This is a genomic window from Holophaga foetida DSM 6591 (genome assembly GCF_000242615.2).
Lineage (GTDB): Bacteria > Acidobacteriota > Holophagae > Holophagales > Holophagaceae > Holophaga > Holophaga foetida.
In genome coordinates, this window is the sequence record NZ_KI912268.1 from 2,018,399 (window position 1) to 2,034,580 (window position 16,182).

Sequence of the window (16,182 nt, forward strand, 5' to 3'; positions counted from 1 at the left end):
AAAAAAATATTGAGCGGCGCCCCAATCTGGTCATATCATAAACATGATCCCAAAAAGGCAGATGAATCAAGCCAGGCACTTTCCCTGGACTCGAAGCATCCTATATTTCAAGCAACCACCAGATTGGAAAATCCAATGCCAAGAGGACGAGAAAGGCGTTTATTGTACATTCGTGAATACCGCGAGGATGGCAAGCTCGTGGTGCGTGCCATCCCCTTCCCGGAGGACAGGGCGGACTCCCGCCCAGCCCCTCCGCTCCTGGATCTGAAGCAGAAGGTCAGCTGATCAGCCTGCGTGGGATGCCGAGTTGACGGGCGTCCATCCCTTCTCGTTCAGCAGACGCACGCCGATGATCCGGCTCAGGCGGAAGGTCATCTCCTCTTGGTGGAGGTGACAGAAGGCCCGCAAGTGCTCGCCTTCGATGGCCTGGGGCGTGACCCTGCGAAGCTGGGAACGATGCGCCGCCAGGGGCATGTAGGTGATTTCCGTGATGAGGTTGAAGCGGGAGGCGTATTCCAGGATCCGCTGGGTCTCGTCCGCCGCCTGGGCGCCACCGCCGAGATGAAGCATGGGGACTCGCCGCAGGATCTCCTGGTAGAGGTTGGGATCCTCGTTCTGAACCCGCTGAAGGGCCCCCTGGATCATCTGGCGCACAGGATCCAGGTGGTGGTTCATCCCCTTGTCATCGATGAAGGCCAGGCAGGCCAGTGCCCAGAGGTAGAGGGACTCGTCCCCGTCCACGCTCACGGGGAGGAAGCGCCCCGGCTTGGGCAGGAAACCGGCCTGCTTGAGGAGGGCAAAGGCGTTGCCTGGCCCATTGGCCTCCAGTACCGTTTCCGAGATGGAGCGCAGGGAGAGGGAAGCCAGTTCTGGGCGGAGCTTCAGCTCCTCCGCCAACTGGGACGTGCGGGCCCGCACCAGACGGACCCCCTGCTCCACTTCCACCTCGCCCAGGCGCCGTTCCAGGTCCCCCAGCAACTGCTTGAGAGGTTGGGGGAGGAAGGATGAACCGTCATTGAGACGATCCCGGATCTCATCCAGGCTCACCCCAGCATCCAAGGCCCGGATCAGCGTATCGGCCCCTATGCGGCAGGTGACCATGGCATCCATGGTCTCCACCTCGGATAGCTGGGCCAGCCCCAGCAGGCGATGGGGATTCTGGAGCATGGGGGTAAGGAGTTCCAGGGTGGGCTGGATGACCAGGGGCTGATGGATGCAAAGGGGCGCCCAGTGCGCCTCGGTGCCCCGATGGTCCCTCAGAAGGTATTCGTGGGCCAGCGCCTCACCATGGGTCGTGAGGGAGACGTGCTCCAGGGCGGAATCCATCACCAGGATGCCCATGCGGCCGAGAAAGGGCAGGAAAACGGTTCGGGTCCGCTCGGCATCCAGGGGATGCAGGGTCTGAAGAAAACTGAGAAAGGGCTGGATGGAGAGAATCTGTCCCTTCCGCTCCAGAAGGTGCTGCATCAGGAAATGCCGATCCTCTGCGGGGGGCATGTTCCAGAGCTTGAGATCGTCCTCCAGTAGCTTGGCGAAGGCACGTTCCGCGACCCATCTGGGGGACTGAGCCATGACGGCTGGCAGCAGGGTGTCCACCCGCCCCTCCCGGCTCCAGAGCAACCCCAGGCGGTGCAACAGGGCGAAGAGGAGGGTGGCGTCCTTTTCCTCGCTGATGAGGGCATTGCCCCGCAGGATCTGACCCAGCTCCTTCTTCGCAGGCAAGCCGCCCTTGAGCACCCGGATGCCCCCCAGGCAGCGCAGAAGAATGGAACTGAGGGAGAGGGCGAAGCTGTATGGCTTCGGCGCATCGAGACGCACCTCGACCTCCGCCTGGAAGCTGAAAGCGGCATCGTCGAAATCCGCCAAAGCATCCGCCACTCGCTCGGCCACCCCCCACCCACCTGGACGAGGCAGCAGCAGCCCGAGATCCGCCAGTTCCTGGAGAACGCGCCCGGCAGGCTCCATGCCATCCCCCAGGAAGAGCTTCAGGGCCTTCAGGCAGGCCCCATCCAGGTCCGCCAGGGCATTGGTGAGATGCCGATTCTCCTCCAGGTGGAAGACCATGGTCTTGAGAAGGCGCATCCGGCCATCGTCCCCGTCTCCGCAGTACTGCGGAACCGGCAGTTTTCGGCGCTCACATATGCGACGGAGCTGGTCGTCCGTGCAGTGGGATAGCAGCTGATAGTGGGAAAGCGCCATGGTCCCTCGCCGCCGCCCAGTACACCGGGCGATCGATCAGTTTCCCATGGGAAATCCCAGAGAGCGAGAGGGAATTTACAGCCCTAAGGCCCGCAATCACAGTCCCCGCAGCATGGTCAACATCCAGTGGGAAGGCCCCAGGGCCTTGATCCCATGGGGAAGCCCCTTGGGCAGAGCGCACTGCATCCCCGGAGCCAGCACCTGCAGAGCTCCCTCCACCATCACCTCGATGGACCCGGCCAGCAGGAGCACATGAGCTGGGAATGGCGCACTGTGGGCGCTGATCTCCTGCCCCTGGTCCATGGCAAAAAGCACCAGCTTGGTGGAGCCAGGGAGATCCATGAGAGGACGGCTGGTGGTGGCATCCTTCGAGATGGGCATTTCCAGTTCGAGATTGGTGATGGTGGACATGGGGACTCCGGATGAAAAAAGCAAAAGAGTCAACGCAAAGGGCGCAGAGGCGTCAGATAAATGGCCATAAGCAACTTTTGTATAGCGGCCTTTCTCTGCGCCCTTTCTTGTTCTTCTCCGCGCCCTCCGCGTTGACTCAGTTGTTCCTTGGCACTACTTCGCGAAGACCGCTTCCACGTCGGCCTTGCCATCGGTGCCGATGAGCTTCAGGCCGTAGGTGTCCTGGAGAACCTTGAACACGTTGGGGGTGATGAAGGCGGGTGGGGTGGGGCCAACTGCGATGTTCTTCACCCCGAGGTAGAGGAGGGAGAGGAGCACCACCACGGCCTTCTGCTCGAACCAGCTCAGGACGATGGTAAGGGGCAGGTCATTCACCCCGCAGCCCACGGCCTTGGCCAGGCCGGCCGCCACTTGGATGGCGCCGTATGCGTTGTTGCACTGGCCCATGTCCAGCAGGCGGGGCAGGCCCAGCAGGGTGCCGTAGTCGTGGCCCATGATCCGGTATTTGCCGCAGCCCAGGGTCAGGATGAAGGAGTCTGCCGGAGCATTCTTGGCGTAATCCGTGTAGTAGTTGCGGCCCACCTTGGCACCATCGCAGCCGCCGATGACGAAGAAGCGGCTGATCTGGCCCTTGCCTACGGCATCCAGGATGGCGGGAGCGGCGCCGAGGATGACGCTGTGGTGGAAGCCGGTCACGGTCTTGCCGTGGTCACGGGCAGGCAGGGCCCCGAGGGCCTTGGCTCGGGCGATGACCTCGCTGAAGTCGTCTGTGGTGAGGCGCTTGGCGCCGGGGACGGCGGTGACCCGCAGGGTGAAGAAGCGGTCCGCGTAGCTGGGCTTGGGATGAAGCACACAGTTGGTGGTGGCCAGGATGGCGCCGCCGAAGGCCTCGAACTCGTCCTTCTGGAGCTGCCAGGCTCCGCCGAAGTGACCAGCCAGATTGGGGTGGGCAGCCAGCTTGGGATACATGAAGGCTGGAAGCATCTCGCCATGGGTGTAAACCAGGACGTCGGTACCCTCCACCTGCTTGAGGAGGTTCTCAAGGTCCAGCATGTCGTGACCGGTAATGAGGATGCCGGGCTGGGCCTTGGTGCCCATGAAGACTTCCTTCGGAGCAGGCTGGCCGTAGCGCTCGACATGGCCCTGATCCAACAGCTCCATCACCCGCAGGTTGTGCTTGCCGCAGTCCAGCACCATCTCCAGGAGGCTGGGGATATCGAAGTTCACATTGGTGACCGTGGCAAAGAGGGCGTCCTCAATGAAGGCATTCACGGCCTCGTCGGTCTTGCCCAGGCGACGGGCGTGGTGGGCGTAGGCGGCCATCCCCTTGAGACCATAGAGCAGGATCTCCTGAAGGGACTGGACATCCGGATCCTTGCCACAGGCTCCGTAGGTGTTGCACCCAGTTCCGTTCGCCGTCTGTTCGCACTGATTGCAAAACATCGCGTTGCCTCCTGTGAAAGTCCCATTCGGGATGGTCTGAAGTGAGTGTGAAATTGTAAGCTCGGTCCGTCCTTGATCTATGTCAAGGAAGGCAAGAAAAAACCCCCTCACAGGAATCAAGGGAAGCGTGGGGGTGCCCGAAAGAGCTCTTGCACTCAGTGGCATGACAAGGGGGTTGCTTGGACATAAGGCGTTCCTCCAATAAACACGGGCATTTCTCACCCAGACAGATCTGCCTGGCCATTACGGCCCTCGGAGTCCTGGCCCCCATCCTTGCGGCGGGTTTTGCCCTCCATGGGTGGGTCATGGGGCTGCTCGCCGGGGGCTTGGCCTGGGTCTTCCTGGGCAAAATCGGACTCAGCTCGACGGGCCCCCATGAAGCCCCCCCCGGTTCATCCCAGGAGTTGACCCAGCCGGATGCCAGCCGAGTCGAGCAGCTGGCCCAGGCTGTCGTTCCCGTCTGGGCAGGACAGACGGCTGCGGTGCGCCAGCAGACAGAGGAAGCCATCCAGGCGCTCACACTGCGCTTCGGCAACATGCAGAAGGAACTGCGCGAGGCCCTGGGGGCCACCAGCGGCGAATCCACCCAGCACCTGCTGAGGACCCTGGAGGAGTGCGAGGTCGCCCTGGGCACGGTCTCGGAGGCCATCCTCCAGACACGGGCAAGCCGAACCCGCATCCTGGAGCGAATCTCCGAACTGATGACCATCACGGACCAGTTGCATGAGATGTCCACGGAAGTGGCCGATATCGCCTCCCAGACCAACCTGCTGGCCCTCAACGCCGCCATCGAGGCGGCCCATGCCCGGGATCTGGGCAAAGGATTCGCAGTGGTGGCGGACGAGGTGCGCAAGCTATCCGATCGCTCCGGCACCACCGGGCACCTGATCACCGAACGGGTGGAACTGGTGAGCAGGACCATCCGGGCAGGATTGGACGAGTCCCAAGCATTCACGGTCGAGGACGAGAAGCTCATCGCCAAGTCGGAGGCCACCATCCGCAAGGTGCTGGACAGCTTTGGCGCCGCCGCCAAAGAGCTCAGCTCGACGACGGACCATCTCAAGACCGTCAACACCCATGTCCAGGGGGAGATCTCCGAAACCCTGGTGCACCTCCAGTTCCAGGACCGGATCGGACAGATTCTCCAGAGCGTTGTGCAGGACATGGAGAAGTTCCAGAACCGGATGGCCCACAACCCAACCGCAGTGGAGGTCGACCAGTGGCTGGCAGAACTGGAAGAAACCTACACGACCCGGGAGCAGAAGGCCTTGCACCACGGCGAGGCCCTCAGCGGCACGGACGAGGAATCTGAAATCACCTTCTTCTAGGAGCTTGTCCCCACCATGGCAAAGACCATCATGATCATCGACGACTCCGCGAGTCTCCGTCAGGTGGTGAGCATCACCCTCACGGGGGCTGGCTATGAGGTCCTGGAGGCCTGCGACGGCCGGGATGCCCTGGCAAAACTCACCGGGCAGAAGATCCACCTCATGATCAGCGACGTCAACATGCCCAACATGGACGGCATCTCCTTCCTCAAGGCCGTCCGGGAACTGCCCGCCTACAAGTTCACCCCCATCATCATGCTCACCACCGAAGCCGGCGAGGAGATGAAGAAGGCGGGCCAGGCCGCCGGAGCCAAAGCCTGGGTCGTCAAGCCCTTCAAGCCCGAACTGCTCCTCACTGCCGTTTCCAAGCTCATCCTTCCCTGAGGGACGGAGTCTCCATGTTCCAGATCACCCGCATCAAGGACAACGGCCACGAGATCCTGCAGCTCTCGGGGGACCTGACCATCTACTCGGCCGCGGAGGCTCGCCACGAGCTGGAGACCCATCTCTCCCAGCACCCCACCCTGGTGCTGGACCTCTCCGAGATCGACGAGCTCGACACCTCCGGTGTGCAAGTCCTGCTCTGGCTCAAGCGGGAGGCTGCTGCCCGGGTGGGCGCCCTCTCCCTGGTCCGCCACAGCCCGGCCGTCGTCGAGACCTTCGACCTCCTCCACGTCACCGGCATCTTCGGCGACCCCATCCTCATCGGCCCCGCCTAGGAGAGGGCACCATGGATCTCGATCAAGCAAAACAGACCTTCATCATTGAAGCTCATGAACTCCTGGACGCCATGGAGGAATCCCTCCTGGCCCCTGAGTCCAGCGAGGCCGTCAACGCCATGTTCCGCGCCGTGCACACCATCAAGGGATCGGCGGGACTCTTCGGCCTGGACCCCATCGTCCGCTTCGCCCATACCGTCGAGAGCGTCATGGACCGAGTGCGGGCAGGCTCCCTCGCCTTCGACCCCGACCTGGTGAACCTGATCCTGGCCTGCCACGACCACCTGGCCCAGCAGATCTCGGAGCTCCAGGAGGGGGATGATGCGGGCTCACCGGAGACCATAGCGGAAGGGGATGCTCTGCTGGCCCGCCTCCTGCCATACCTGGAGACGGTCCCCAGGCCCGCGGCTCCGCCCACAACACTCGTCACCCATGAATCCCACCCGCACGAGGAAGAGGATGACCAGCCCTGCTGGCATATCTCCATCCGCTTCGGGCCAGATATCCTGCGGCAGGGCATGGACCCCCTGTCCTTCCTGCGCTACCTCCAGACCCTGGGCAGCATCACCCACCTGACCCCCCTGCTGGATCGCCTCCCCGCAGGTCCCGACTTCGATCCGGAGCGCTGCTACCTGGGCCTGGAGATCGACCTCGATACCAAGGTGGAGCGCCAGGTCATCGAGGATGTCTTCGAGTTCGTCCGGGAGGACAGCCAGATCCGCATCATCCCCCCCCGCTCCAAGGTCGAGGAATACATCCAGCTCATCCGGGAGCTGCCCGAGGGCGACCACTACCTGGGCGAGATCCTCGTCAAGGGAAAGTGCCTTACCCCCAAGGACCTGGAGGAGGCCCTCGGCACCCAACGCCAGGAGGCCTTCGAGGACGGGACCGTCCAGGGGCGCATGCTGGGCACCATCGTGATACAGGACCAGGCCGTGCCGCCGGCCGTGGTGGCCGCAGCCCTGGACAAGCAGAAAAAGGCCAAGGAGAAGACAGGCCACGAGGTCAAGGTCGTCAAGGTCCAAGCGGAGAAGCTGGACCGTCTGGTGGATCTGGTGGGGGAACTGGTCATCGCCGGAGCCACCGCCAACACCCTGGCGGCCCAGGGAACGGATAGCCGGGTCCTGGAAGCCACAGCCATCCTGGGCAAGCTGGTGGAGGAGATCCGGGACAATGCCCTCAGCCTCCGCATGGTGCAGATCGGGGAGACCTTCAGCCGCTTCCGCCGCATCGTGCGGGATGTGGGGCAGGAGCTCGGCAAGCCCATCGAACTGGAGATCCGCGGCGCGGAGACCGAACTGGACAAGTCCATCGTCGAAAAGCTGAGCGACCCCCTCATGCACGTCGTGCGCAACTCCATCGATCACGGGATCGAATCCCAGGAGGTCCGCCGGGCCCGGGGCAAGCCCGCCACGGGATCCCTCTCCCTGAACGCCTTCCACGAGTCCGGCAGCATTGTCATCGAGGTGGCGGATGACGGGGGCGGCTTGAACAAGCAGCGGATCCTGGCCAAGGCCGTGGAACGCGGACTGGTGCAGGATCCCAGCAGCCTGACGGACCAGGACATCACCAATCTGATTTTCGAGCCTGGATTCTCCACAGCGGACGCCGTCAGCAACCTCTCGGGGCGGGGGGTCGGCATGGACGTGGTGAAGCGCAACATCGACGAACTGCGGGGCACCATCGAGGTGGAGACCTACGAGGGAGCCGGGACCACCCTGCGCTTCCGCCTCCCCCTGACCCTGGCCATCATCGACGGCTTCCGGGTGGGCGTAGAGGATACGTTCTACGTCATCCCGCTGGACATGGTCATCGAGTGCCTGGACCTCGGCCCCTTCCTGGAGTCCGAACAGAACCATCTCATCAACCTCCGGGGCGAGGTCCTGCCCTTCCTGCGCCTGCGGGAGGTCTTTGAGACCCGGGGAGCCGTCCCGGCCCGGGAGCGGGTCGTGGTGGTGCAGTTCGGGGAGCTCCGGGCAGGCATCGTGGTGGACCGCCTCATGGGCGAGTTCCAGACCGTCATCAAGCCCCTGGGAGAACTCTTCCGCAGCGTAAAAGGCCTGGGGGGCTCCACCATCCTGGGCTCCGGGGAGGTGGCCCTCATCCTCGACGTCCCCCAACTCATTCAACTGGCCGTGACCCGTAAACATGCACTCCAGCCCCGTCTTTCAACGGTTTCCTGACCCCAATCCGAGGAGAAAACTTATGAACTGGTACAGGAATCTCAAGCTCGCCACCCAGCTCACCCTGGCCTTTGTGATCGTGGCCGCCATTTCGATCGTGACCGGGAGCTTCGGCCTGAGCGGAAGCTCCAAAGTCAGCAATCTGATGGTGAGCACCTACAACAACAATGTCATGAGCATCAGTTACTCCTCATCCATCATCCGCAATCTCGCCGCCTATCAACTGCGCTTTGTCTACTACACCCTCACGCCGACATCGGAGGGCAGGAAGGCCGAGTCCGCCAAGCTGGATGAAGGAAAGAAGGCACTCTTGGACTTCGTGTCCAAAGAACGCGCCACAAATATGAGCGACACCGAAAAGACGCAATGGACTCAGTTTGACGCTCTCTGGCCCTCATACCTGGAGTCCGTCAAACGGGCCATGGACTTGGTCGATGCCGGCAAGGCGCCAGAAGCCAACAGGGTCCTCTTGTCCGACGTAAGGCCCAAATACCTTGAACTGAGAGCCATCATTGAAAAAATTTCCGAAGACAACCTGAAACTCGCCGACGAAGCCAACAAGAGCGGGATCGCCACCTACCAGGGCATCCGGAACACCACCATCGGAGTCATCGTCCTCGGCTTCATCGTCGCCGTCGTGTTAGGCATCCTGGTCACCCGAGTGCTCACGCGGATGCTGGGTGGAGAACCCGCCACCGTGGCGGCGATCGCCAACAGGATTGCCATCGGCGATCTGTCCAGCAAGATCGAGCTGAAGGCTGATGACAGCACAAGCCTCATGGCGGCCATGGGCCGAATGACCCACGCCATCCAGGCCATGGTTTCCGACACCTCGATCCTGGTCCAGAGCGCTGCGGCGAACAAGCTCGACGTGCGGGCCGATGCCAGCAAGCACCAGGGAGAGTACAAGAACCTCGTGGACGGGATCAACAACACCCTGGACGGCGTCGTGATCCCGCTCAAGAGCCTGATCGAAGATGTGAACATGCTCTCCGACAACGCCATGAAGGGGAATTTCTCCGCAAGGGCGAAGGTGGAAAAGCACGCTGGGGAATATCGCACCGTGGTCGAAGGCTTCAACGGGACCCTCGATGTGGTGGTGGACAAGCTGGAGTGGTACCGCTCGATCATCGACGCCGTGCCCTTCCCCATCCACGTCACCGATCTGGACATGAAGTGGACCTTCCTCAACAGCTCTTTTGAGAAGCTCATGGTCGAACAGGGCAATGTCCGCGACCGCGCGGACGCCGTCGGACGCCCCTGCTCCACAGCCAATGCAAACATCTGCAAGACCAAGAACTGCGGCATCCACCAGCTCCGCAACGGCGTCAAGGAGAGCTTCTTTGACTGGTGCGGCATGAGCTGCAAGCAGGACACGGCCCCCGTGCTCAACGCCAAGGGCGAGACCGTGGGCTACGTGGAAACCGTCACCGACCTCACGCCCACCATGCGAGTCAAGAGCTACACCGAGCAGGAAGTCCAGCGCGTCGCCCAGAACCTCGAACGCCTGAGCGCCGGTGACCTCAACATGGATCTCTCCCTGCCTGAATCGGATCAGTACACCAAGGAAGTGCAGGCCCAATTCGCCAAGATCAACAGCAGCTTCAAGCAGGTGGGCGCCTCTCTGAACGCCCTGGTGACGGATGTGAACAAGCTCTCCGTCGACGCCATCCAGGGGCAGTTCTCCACTCGAGCTGACCTCAACCGCCATTCCGGCGAATTCCGGAAGGTTGTCGAAGGCGTCAACGGCACCCTCGATGTGGTCGTGGACAAGCTGGAGTGGTACCGCTCGATCATCGACGCTGTGCCCTTCCCCATCCATGTCACCGATCTGGACATGAAGTGGACCTTCCTCAACAAGCCCTTCGAGAAATTGATGGTTGAGCAGGGCAATGTCCGCGACCGTGCGGACGCCGTCGGACGCCCCTGCTCCACAGCCAATGCCAATATCTGCAAAACCAACAATTGCGGTATCCACCAGCTCCGCAACGGCGTGAAGGAGAGCTTCTTCGACTGGTGTGGCATGAGCTGCAAGCAGGACACGGCTCCCGTGCTCAACGCCAAGGGCGAGACCGTGGGCTACGTGGAAACCGTCACGGATCTCACACCCACCATGCGCGTCAAGAGCTACACCGAGCAGGAAGTCCAGCGCGTCGCCCAGAACCTCAAGCGCATGAGCGGGGGCGATCTCAACCTGGATCTCTCCCTGCCGGAATCGGACCAGTACACCAAGGAAGTGCAGGCCCAGTTCAACGAGATCAATGCCAGTTTCAAACTGGTGGGCACCTCACTGAATGCCCTCGTCACGGACGTCAACAAGCTCTCCGTCGACGCCATCCAGGGCCAGTTCTCCAGCCGGGCCGACGTCAGGCAGCATGCCGGTGAATTCCGCAAAGTTGTCGAAGGGGTCAACGGCACTCTGGACACCGTGGTGGACAAGCTGGAGTGGTACCGCTCGATCATCGACGCCGTGCCCTTCCCCATCCATGTCACTGATATGGACATGAAGTGGACCTTCCTCAACAAGGCCTTCGAGAAGCTCATGGTCGACCAGGGCAATATCCGTGACCGTCTGGATGCCATGGGCCGCCCCTGCTCCACAGCCAACGCCAATATCTGCAAGACTGGCAATTGCGGCATCGTCCAACTGCGAAACGGCGTGAAGGAGAGCTTCTTCGACTGGTGTGGCCTGAACTGCAAGCAGGATACGGCCCCGGTCCTCAACGCCAAGGGCGAGACCGTGGGCTACGTGGAGACAGTCTCCGACCTCACCTCGACCATCAGGGTCAAGAACTATACCGAACGGGAAGTCCAGCGGGTTGCCCTGAACCTGGAAAGACTGAGCGGAGGTGACCTGAACCTCGACATGTCTCTGCCGGAAGCGGACCAGTACACCAAGGAGGTGAAGGAGCAGTTCGGAAAGATCAACAACAGCTTCAAGCTGGTGGGAGCCTCCCTGAACGCCCTGGTGGGAGATGCCACCATGTTGTCGCAGGCCGCAGTGGCCCTCAAGCTGGACACCCGAGCCGACGCAGGCAAGCACCAAGGGGAGTACCGGCGTGTGGTCGAGGGCGTCAACGCCACCCTCGATGCGGTCATCAATCCTCTCAACATGCTGATCTCCGATGTCCAAAGCCTGGCCAAGGCGGTCATTGAAGGACGCCTGACGGAACGCGGAGATACTTCCCGGCATCGGGGACAGTTCAAGGAAGTGGTGCAGGGCCTCAACGAACTGGTCGAAGCGGTGGTTGCACCGGTCAACGAGGTCAAGCGCGTCATGGGCGCCATGGCTGGAGGCGACCTGACCCAGAACATCAAGCAGGAGTACCAGGGTGAGTTCAAGGTCCTGAAGGATTCCATCAACGAGACGACCGCGAAACTGGGTTCGACCATCACCGAGGTCCGGGACGCGACGGGGATGCTCCTCAATGCATCCGACCAGTTGAGCGCCACGGCCCAGACCCTGAGCCAGGGAGCTTCCCAGCAGGCCGCCAGTGTCGAGGAGACCAGCGCCTCCATGGAGGAGATGAGCGCTTCCATCGCCACGAACAACGAAAACGCCAAGGTCACCGGGGATCTTGCCATCAAGACGGCAAAGGAAGCGGTGCAAGGAGGGCAGGCCGTCAGAGAAACCGTGGGGGCCATGAAGCAGATCGCCCAGAAGATCGCCATCATCGATGACATCGCCTACCAGACCAACCTCCTCGCCCTCAACGCCGCCATCGAAGCGGGCCGGGCAGGAGAGCACGGCAAGGGATTCGCCGTGGTCGCCGCAGAGGTGCGAAAGCTGGCGGAACGCAGCCAGGTTGCGGCCCAGGAAATCAGTCACCTGGCCACGGGTAGCGTGGACCTGGCGGAACGTGCCGGAGGCCTGCTGGAGGTCATCGTGCCCTCGATCCAGAAGACTGCGGATCTGGTGCAGGAGATCGCCGCCGCCTCGGCGGAACAGAATTCCGGTGTGGGACAGATCAACGGCGCCATCAGCCAGATCAGCCAGGCGACCCAGCAGAACGCAGCAGCCTCCGAAGAGCTGGCATCCACGTCCGAAGAGGTGAGTTCCCAGGCCATGGAACTCCAATCCATGATCGAGTTCTTCACCCTGACCGACACCAAGGAGGTCCACGCCCACCAAGCCCGGAAAGCCGCCAAGCCTCCGGCAAGAGCCATGGCATCGGGCTTCAGATCCGTGCAGGGCAATGTTCCCGATGACCGTGATTTCACGCGGTTCTGAGCGGCGAGGCACCCCATGGCCGAGCAATTGCAGATGAACAAACGACAGAACCAGGCGCTGGTGGCCGCCAAGGCCACCCAGCGCAACCAGTACCTCACCTTCACCCTCGGTGGCGAGACCTTCGCCATGGAGATCCGCTTCATCCGGGAGGTCATCCAGTTCGGGGGGCTCACCATCGTCCCCCTCATGCCCGACTTCATCCGGGGGGTCATCAACCTCCGAGGGGCGGTGGTACCCGTCATCGATCTCTCCGTGCGGTTCCACCGCCCCCCCACGGAACCCACCAAACGCACCTGCATCGTGATCCTCGAAGTCGGCCAGGAGGATAATCTGGCCACCCTCGGGGTCCTGGTGGACAACGTCAGCGAAGTCCTGGAGATCCAGGGGGAAGACATTGAGCCCGCCCCCAGCTTCGGGAGCAGCCTCCGCTCCGATTTCATCCAGGGCGTAGGCAAGGTCGGGGGCAAGTTCGTCATCATCCTGGAGGTGAATCAGGTCGTCTCCGTGGAGGAGCTGGCTTCCCTGGCCGCCAACCGGGGGGCCGCGGAGGCCATCGAAGCCTAGGAGCCGAATTGGCTGAGATTGACATGCCCTTTCCCATCTCAGACCTGGAATTCGACAGGCTGAGAACCCTGGTTAAAGAGACGACTGGCATATCCCTGGCGGAATCCAAGCGGACCCTCATGGTGTCCCGCTTGGCTTCCCGCCTCCGGGCGCGGGGCATCCGGACCTTTCTCGACTATTACAAGCTGATCACGGCACCCAGTGAAGGGGATGAACTCCAGGCGGCCATTGATCTGATCACCACCAACGAGACCTCTTTTTTCCGGGAGGCGGACCACTTCCGGATCCTGCGGGAGTACATCGCACGCCAACGCCCGATCGCCTTTCCCTTCCGGGTCTGGAGCGCCGCCAGCTCCTCCGGGGAGGAAGCTTACAGCATTGCCATGGTCCTGGCGGAGGTCCTGGGGAGTGCCGAATGGGAGATCCTTGGCACCGATATCAGCACCCGAGTCCTGGAACGGGCCAGCCGGGGGGTCTACCCCATGGAGCGCAGCTGCACCATTCCCCGGGATGCCCTGCACCGCTTCTGCCTCAAGGGACAGGGTCAGTACGAAGGCATGTTCATGATCAGCAAGACTCTGCGGGAAAGGGTCCAGTTTCTTCAGATGAACCTGTGCAGACCCATCCCGCAGGTGGGCCCCTTCGAGCTGATATTCCTCCGCAACGTGCTGATCTATTTCGAGACGGAAGAGAAGCGCAGAATCGTGGAATCGGTCATCCAAAGGTTGAAACCCAATGGTCTCCTGATCGTGGGCCATTCGGAGAGCCTGAATGGCGTAACCGATCGCGTCGTCCCAGTCCAACCCACCGTGTACCGTGCCAACTGACTTCATACCCAAGGACAACGTCCTGCAGCCCGGAGGGTTCGCCTTCGGGGATGCCGAGAGGCCCAAGCCATGACAGCGAACGCGCCCATCAAGGTCCTGATCGTGGATGACTCCGCCGTGGTGCGCCAGGTGCTCGTGAGCATCCTGGAGACGGATCGGAATATCCGGGTCATCGGCTACGCCATCGACCCCATCTTCGCCATGGAGCGCATGCGCAAGGAATGGCCCGATGTGATCATCCTGGATGTGGAGATGCCCCGGATGGACGGCATCACCTTCCTCCGGAAGATCATGGCCGAGCACCCCACGCCTGTTATAATTTGTTCATCACTAACCATCAAGGGGACCGAAACCTGCCTCCAGGCCATGGAGGCGGGGGCTTTCACCATCTTCACCAAGCCCACCATGGGCGTGAAGAACTTCCTGTCGGACGCAGCCCACGAACTCCTGGCCGCGGTGAAGTCCGCCGCAGGAGCCCGGATCTCCAGGCTTCCGCCGGTGAGGCCCCTGCAGAAGGCGAGCGCCAAGTTCAGCGCCGATGTGGTCATGGAACCCGGGCGGGAGGCCATGACCCTCACCACGGACCGGTTCACGGCCATCGGCACCTCCACCGGGGGCACCCAGGCCCTGGAGTACGTCCTGTCAAACCTCCCCCGCACCTGTCCAGGCATCGTGGTCGTTCAGCACATGCCTGAACAGTTCACCGCAGCCTTTGCCAAGCGCCTGAACGATATCTGCGAGATCGAAGTCAGGGAAGCCAAGACGGGAGACCGCGTGATCCCCGGAAGGGCTCTCATCGCCCCCGGGGGCAAGCATCTGGTGGTCAGGCGCAGCGGGGCCCAGTACGTGGCCGAGGTCATCAGCGCACCCCCGGTGAACCGGCACTGCCCATCGGTGGATGTGCTCTTCCGCTCCGTGGCCAAGTACGCTGGCAGCAACGCTCTGGGGGTCATCATGACCGGCATGGGGGATGATGGCGCCCGGGGACTTCTGGAGATGCGGCAGGCCGGCGCCCACACCCTCGCCCAGGACGAGGCCACCTGCGTGGTCTTCGGCATGCCCAAGGAGGCCATCAAGCTGGGAGCCGCAGACCGGATCGTGCCCATCCAGGAGATCCCCGGGCTGATCTCGCGCTAGTGTGGTGCCAGAGCCGCTTTAAATGGTCCGCGTTTCACCAGGGACACCACATTAGGGAGGGGATCCGAAGCACCTGATCGGGCAAGGGTTGAGGTATGTTTTAGACAGAGGCCCAGTTTCTCTTAAGCGCAAACTGCCCCAACGTTATTCCAGATCGTAGCGAGCCCTATGCCCACCTGGTCCCAAGCCCCCCTCTTCCAGTCCCTGAGCCCGGCGCAGGTGGAGCACTTGGCTTCCATCTCCTCCACCAAGGCCCTGGAGGAGGGTCAGATCCTCTTCATGGAGGACGCCCCCTGCACCGGGTTCTTCGTCCTGATGGAGGGGGCGATCCAGCTGACCCGGGTCAGCACGACCCCGGGCGCCCATCCCACCCTGGCCGTAATCCTGCCGGTCCAGAGCTTCGCGGAAGCCGCCATGTTCGGTGGGGAAGCCTTCCCGGCCACGGCCACAGCCCTCAAGCCCACACGGGTCCAGCACTTCCCCAAAGCCAACGTCCTCGCGGCCATGGCCCAGGAGCCAGCCCTGGCCCTGGCCATCATCCACGCCCAGGCGGTGTGGCTCCGGAAACTCACCCAGAAGGTGGAGAGCCTCAGCAGTTCCGACAGCCAGGAGCGCCTCCGCCGCTGGCTCAACGACCAGCTGCCCGTGAACCTCTTTTTCAAACTCCCCTTGACCAAGAAGGCTCTGGCGGCCTCCCTGGGCATGACCCCCGAGACCCTCTCCCGGGCCCTTCGCACCATGCAGGACGAAGGACTGATCGAGGTCCGGGGCAACTCCATCCTGCGACTGAAGCTGCGCTGATGATCTTCACCCGGGCCACAACCCACGCTCTGCGGGCCCTGGCGGCCATGGAATACCAAGGCCATCTCCGTCCCGCCAAGGAGCTCGCCGAGGAACTGGGCATCCCGGGATCCTATCTGGCCAAGGTCTTCCAGCCCCTGGCCCATGCATGGAGCCTGGCTCGAGGCCCGCACTCTGTTGGAGCAGAGCCTGGGCGGCATCCCCTTGACAGAACTCCAGGCAACCTTCCGAAAAGGGCAGGCAAAAGAGGGCAAACAGGAGAGAACGCCCCATATTTGAGGCGTTCCACAGCCTCGTCAAACAATCAGGATAAAAATATCTGAAATACAGGTACGATCA

13 protein-coding genes are annotated in these 16,182 nt (G+C 62.3%); 10 read left to right on the plus strand and 3 right to left on the minus strand.

What is annotated here, in order from left to right; translation table 11 throughout:
* Positions 1–162: 162 nt before the first annotated feature.
* Positions 163–285 (plus strand): hypothetical protein, encoded by a 123-nt coding sequence (locus HOLFODRAFT_RS25510; protein WP_280113183.1) that lies wholly within the window; start codon positions 163–165, stop codon positions 283–285.
* Here HOLFODRAFT_RS25510 and HOLFODRAFT_RS0208880 read toward each other — a convergent pair whose 3' ends face one another.
* The 3 genes from HOLFODRAFT_RS0208880 to hcp all read right to left on the minus strand — a co-directional run bounded on the left by HOLFODRAFT_RS0208880 (position 286) and on the right by hcp (position 4,053).
* A complete protein-coding gene (locus HOLFODRAFT_RS0208880) occupies positions 286–2,199 on the minus strand; it encodes a helicase-associated domain-containing protein (RefSeq protein WP_005037973.1) in 1,914 nt (637 codons plus the stop codon).
* 96 nt (positions 2,200–2,295) lie between these two features.
* On the minus strand, positions 2,296–2,610 hold the full coding sequence (locus HOLFODRAFT_RS0208885) for a cupin domain-containing protein (RefSeq protein WP_005037975.1): 315 nt from the start codon (positions 2,608–2,610) through the stop codon (positions 2,296–2,298).
* A 153-nt stretch (positions 2,611–2,763) separates the two neighbouring features.
* Complete coding sequence (gene hcp / locus HOLFODRAFT_RS0208890) at positions 2,764–4,053, minus strand: hydroxylamine reductase (RefSeq protein ID WP_005037978.1); 1,290 nt, start codon at positions 4,051–4,053, stop codon at positions 2,764–2,766.
* 179 nt (positions 4,054–4,232) lie between these two features.
* Between hcp and HOLFODRAFT_RS0208895 the strand changes: the two genes are divergently transcribed.
* The 9 genes from HOLFODRAFT_RS0208895 to HOLFODRAFT_RS0208935 all read left to right on the plus strand — a co-directional run bounded on the left by HOLFODRAFT_RS0208895 (position 4,233) and on the right by HOLFODRAFT_RS0208935 (position 15,843).
* Positions 4,233–5,381, plus strand: a complete 1,149-nt coding sequence (locus HOLFODRAFT_RS0208895; protein WP_005037980.1) for a methyl-accepting chemotaxis protein — start codon at positions 4,233–4,235, stop codon at positions 5,379–5,381.
* 15 nt (positions 5,382–5,396) lie between these two features.
* On the plus strand, positions 5,397–5,765 hold the full coding sequence (locus tag HOLFODRAFT_RS0208900; RefSeq protein ID WP_005037982.1) for a response regulator: 369 nt from the start codon (positions 5,397–5,399) through the stop codon (positions 5,763–5,765).
* Positions 5,766–5,779: 14 nt separating this feature from the next.
* Complete coding sequence (locus HOLFODRAFT_RS0208905) at positions 5,780–6,100, plus strand: STAS domain-containing protein (protein ID WP_005037984.1); 321 nt, start codon at positions 5,780–5,782, stop codon at positions 6,098–6,100.
* Positions 6,101–6,111: 11 nt separating this feature from the next.
* Positions 6,112–8,283, plus strand: coding sequence for a chemotaxis protein CheA (locus HOLFODRAFT_RS20280; protein WP_005037987.1), 2,172 nt, complete (start codon positions 6,112–6,114; stop codon positions 8,281–8,283).
* Positions 8,284–8,305: 22 nt separating this feature from the next.
* Positions 8,306–12,514: a methyl-accepting chemotaxis protein gene (locus HOLFODRAFT_RS0208915; protein WP_005037989.1), complete on the plus strand. Its 4,209-nt coding sequence runs from the start codon at positions 8,306–8,308 to the stop codon at positions 12,512–12,514.
* A 15-nt stretch (positions 12,515–12,529) separates the two neighbouring features.
* Entirely contained in the window at positions 12,530–13,078 is a 549-nt protein-coding gene (locus tag HOLFODRAFT_RS0208920) for a chemotaxis protein CheW (protein WP_005037990.1), read from the plus strand.
* A gap of 8 nt (positions 13,079–13,086) precedes the next feature.
* Positions 13,087–13,905: a CheR family methyltransferase gene (locus HOLFODRAFT_RS0208925; protein WP_005037993.1), complete on the plus strand. Its 819-nt coding sequence runs from the start codon at positions 13,087–13,089 to the stop codon at positions 13,903–13,905.
* A 69-nt stretch (positions 13,906–13,974) separates the two neighbouring features.
* Positions 13,975–15,042, plus strand: a complete 1,068-nt coding sequence (locus HOLFODRAFT_RS0208930) for a protein-glutamate methylesterase/protein-glutamine glutaminase (RefSeq protein ID WP_005037995.1) — start codon at positions 13,975–13,977, stop codon at positions 15,040–15,042.
* Positions 15,043–15,210: 168 nt separating this feature from the next.
* Entirely contained in the window at positions 15,211–15,843 is a 633-nt protein-coding gene (locus HOLFODRAFT_RS0208935; RefSeq protein ID WP_005037997.1) for a Crp/Fnr family transcriptional regulator, read from the plus strand.
* The last annotated feature ends 339 nt before the right edge of the window (positions 15,844–16,182 follow it).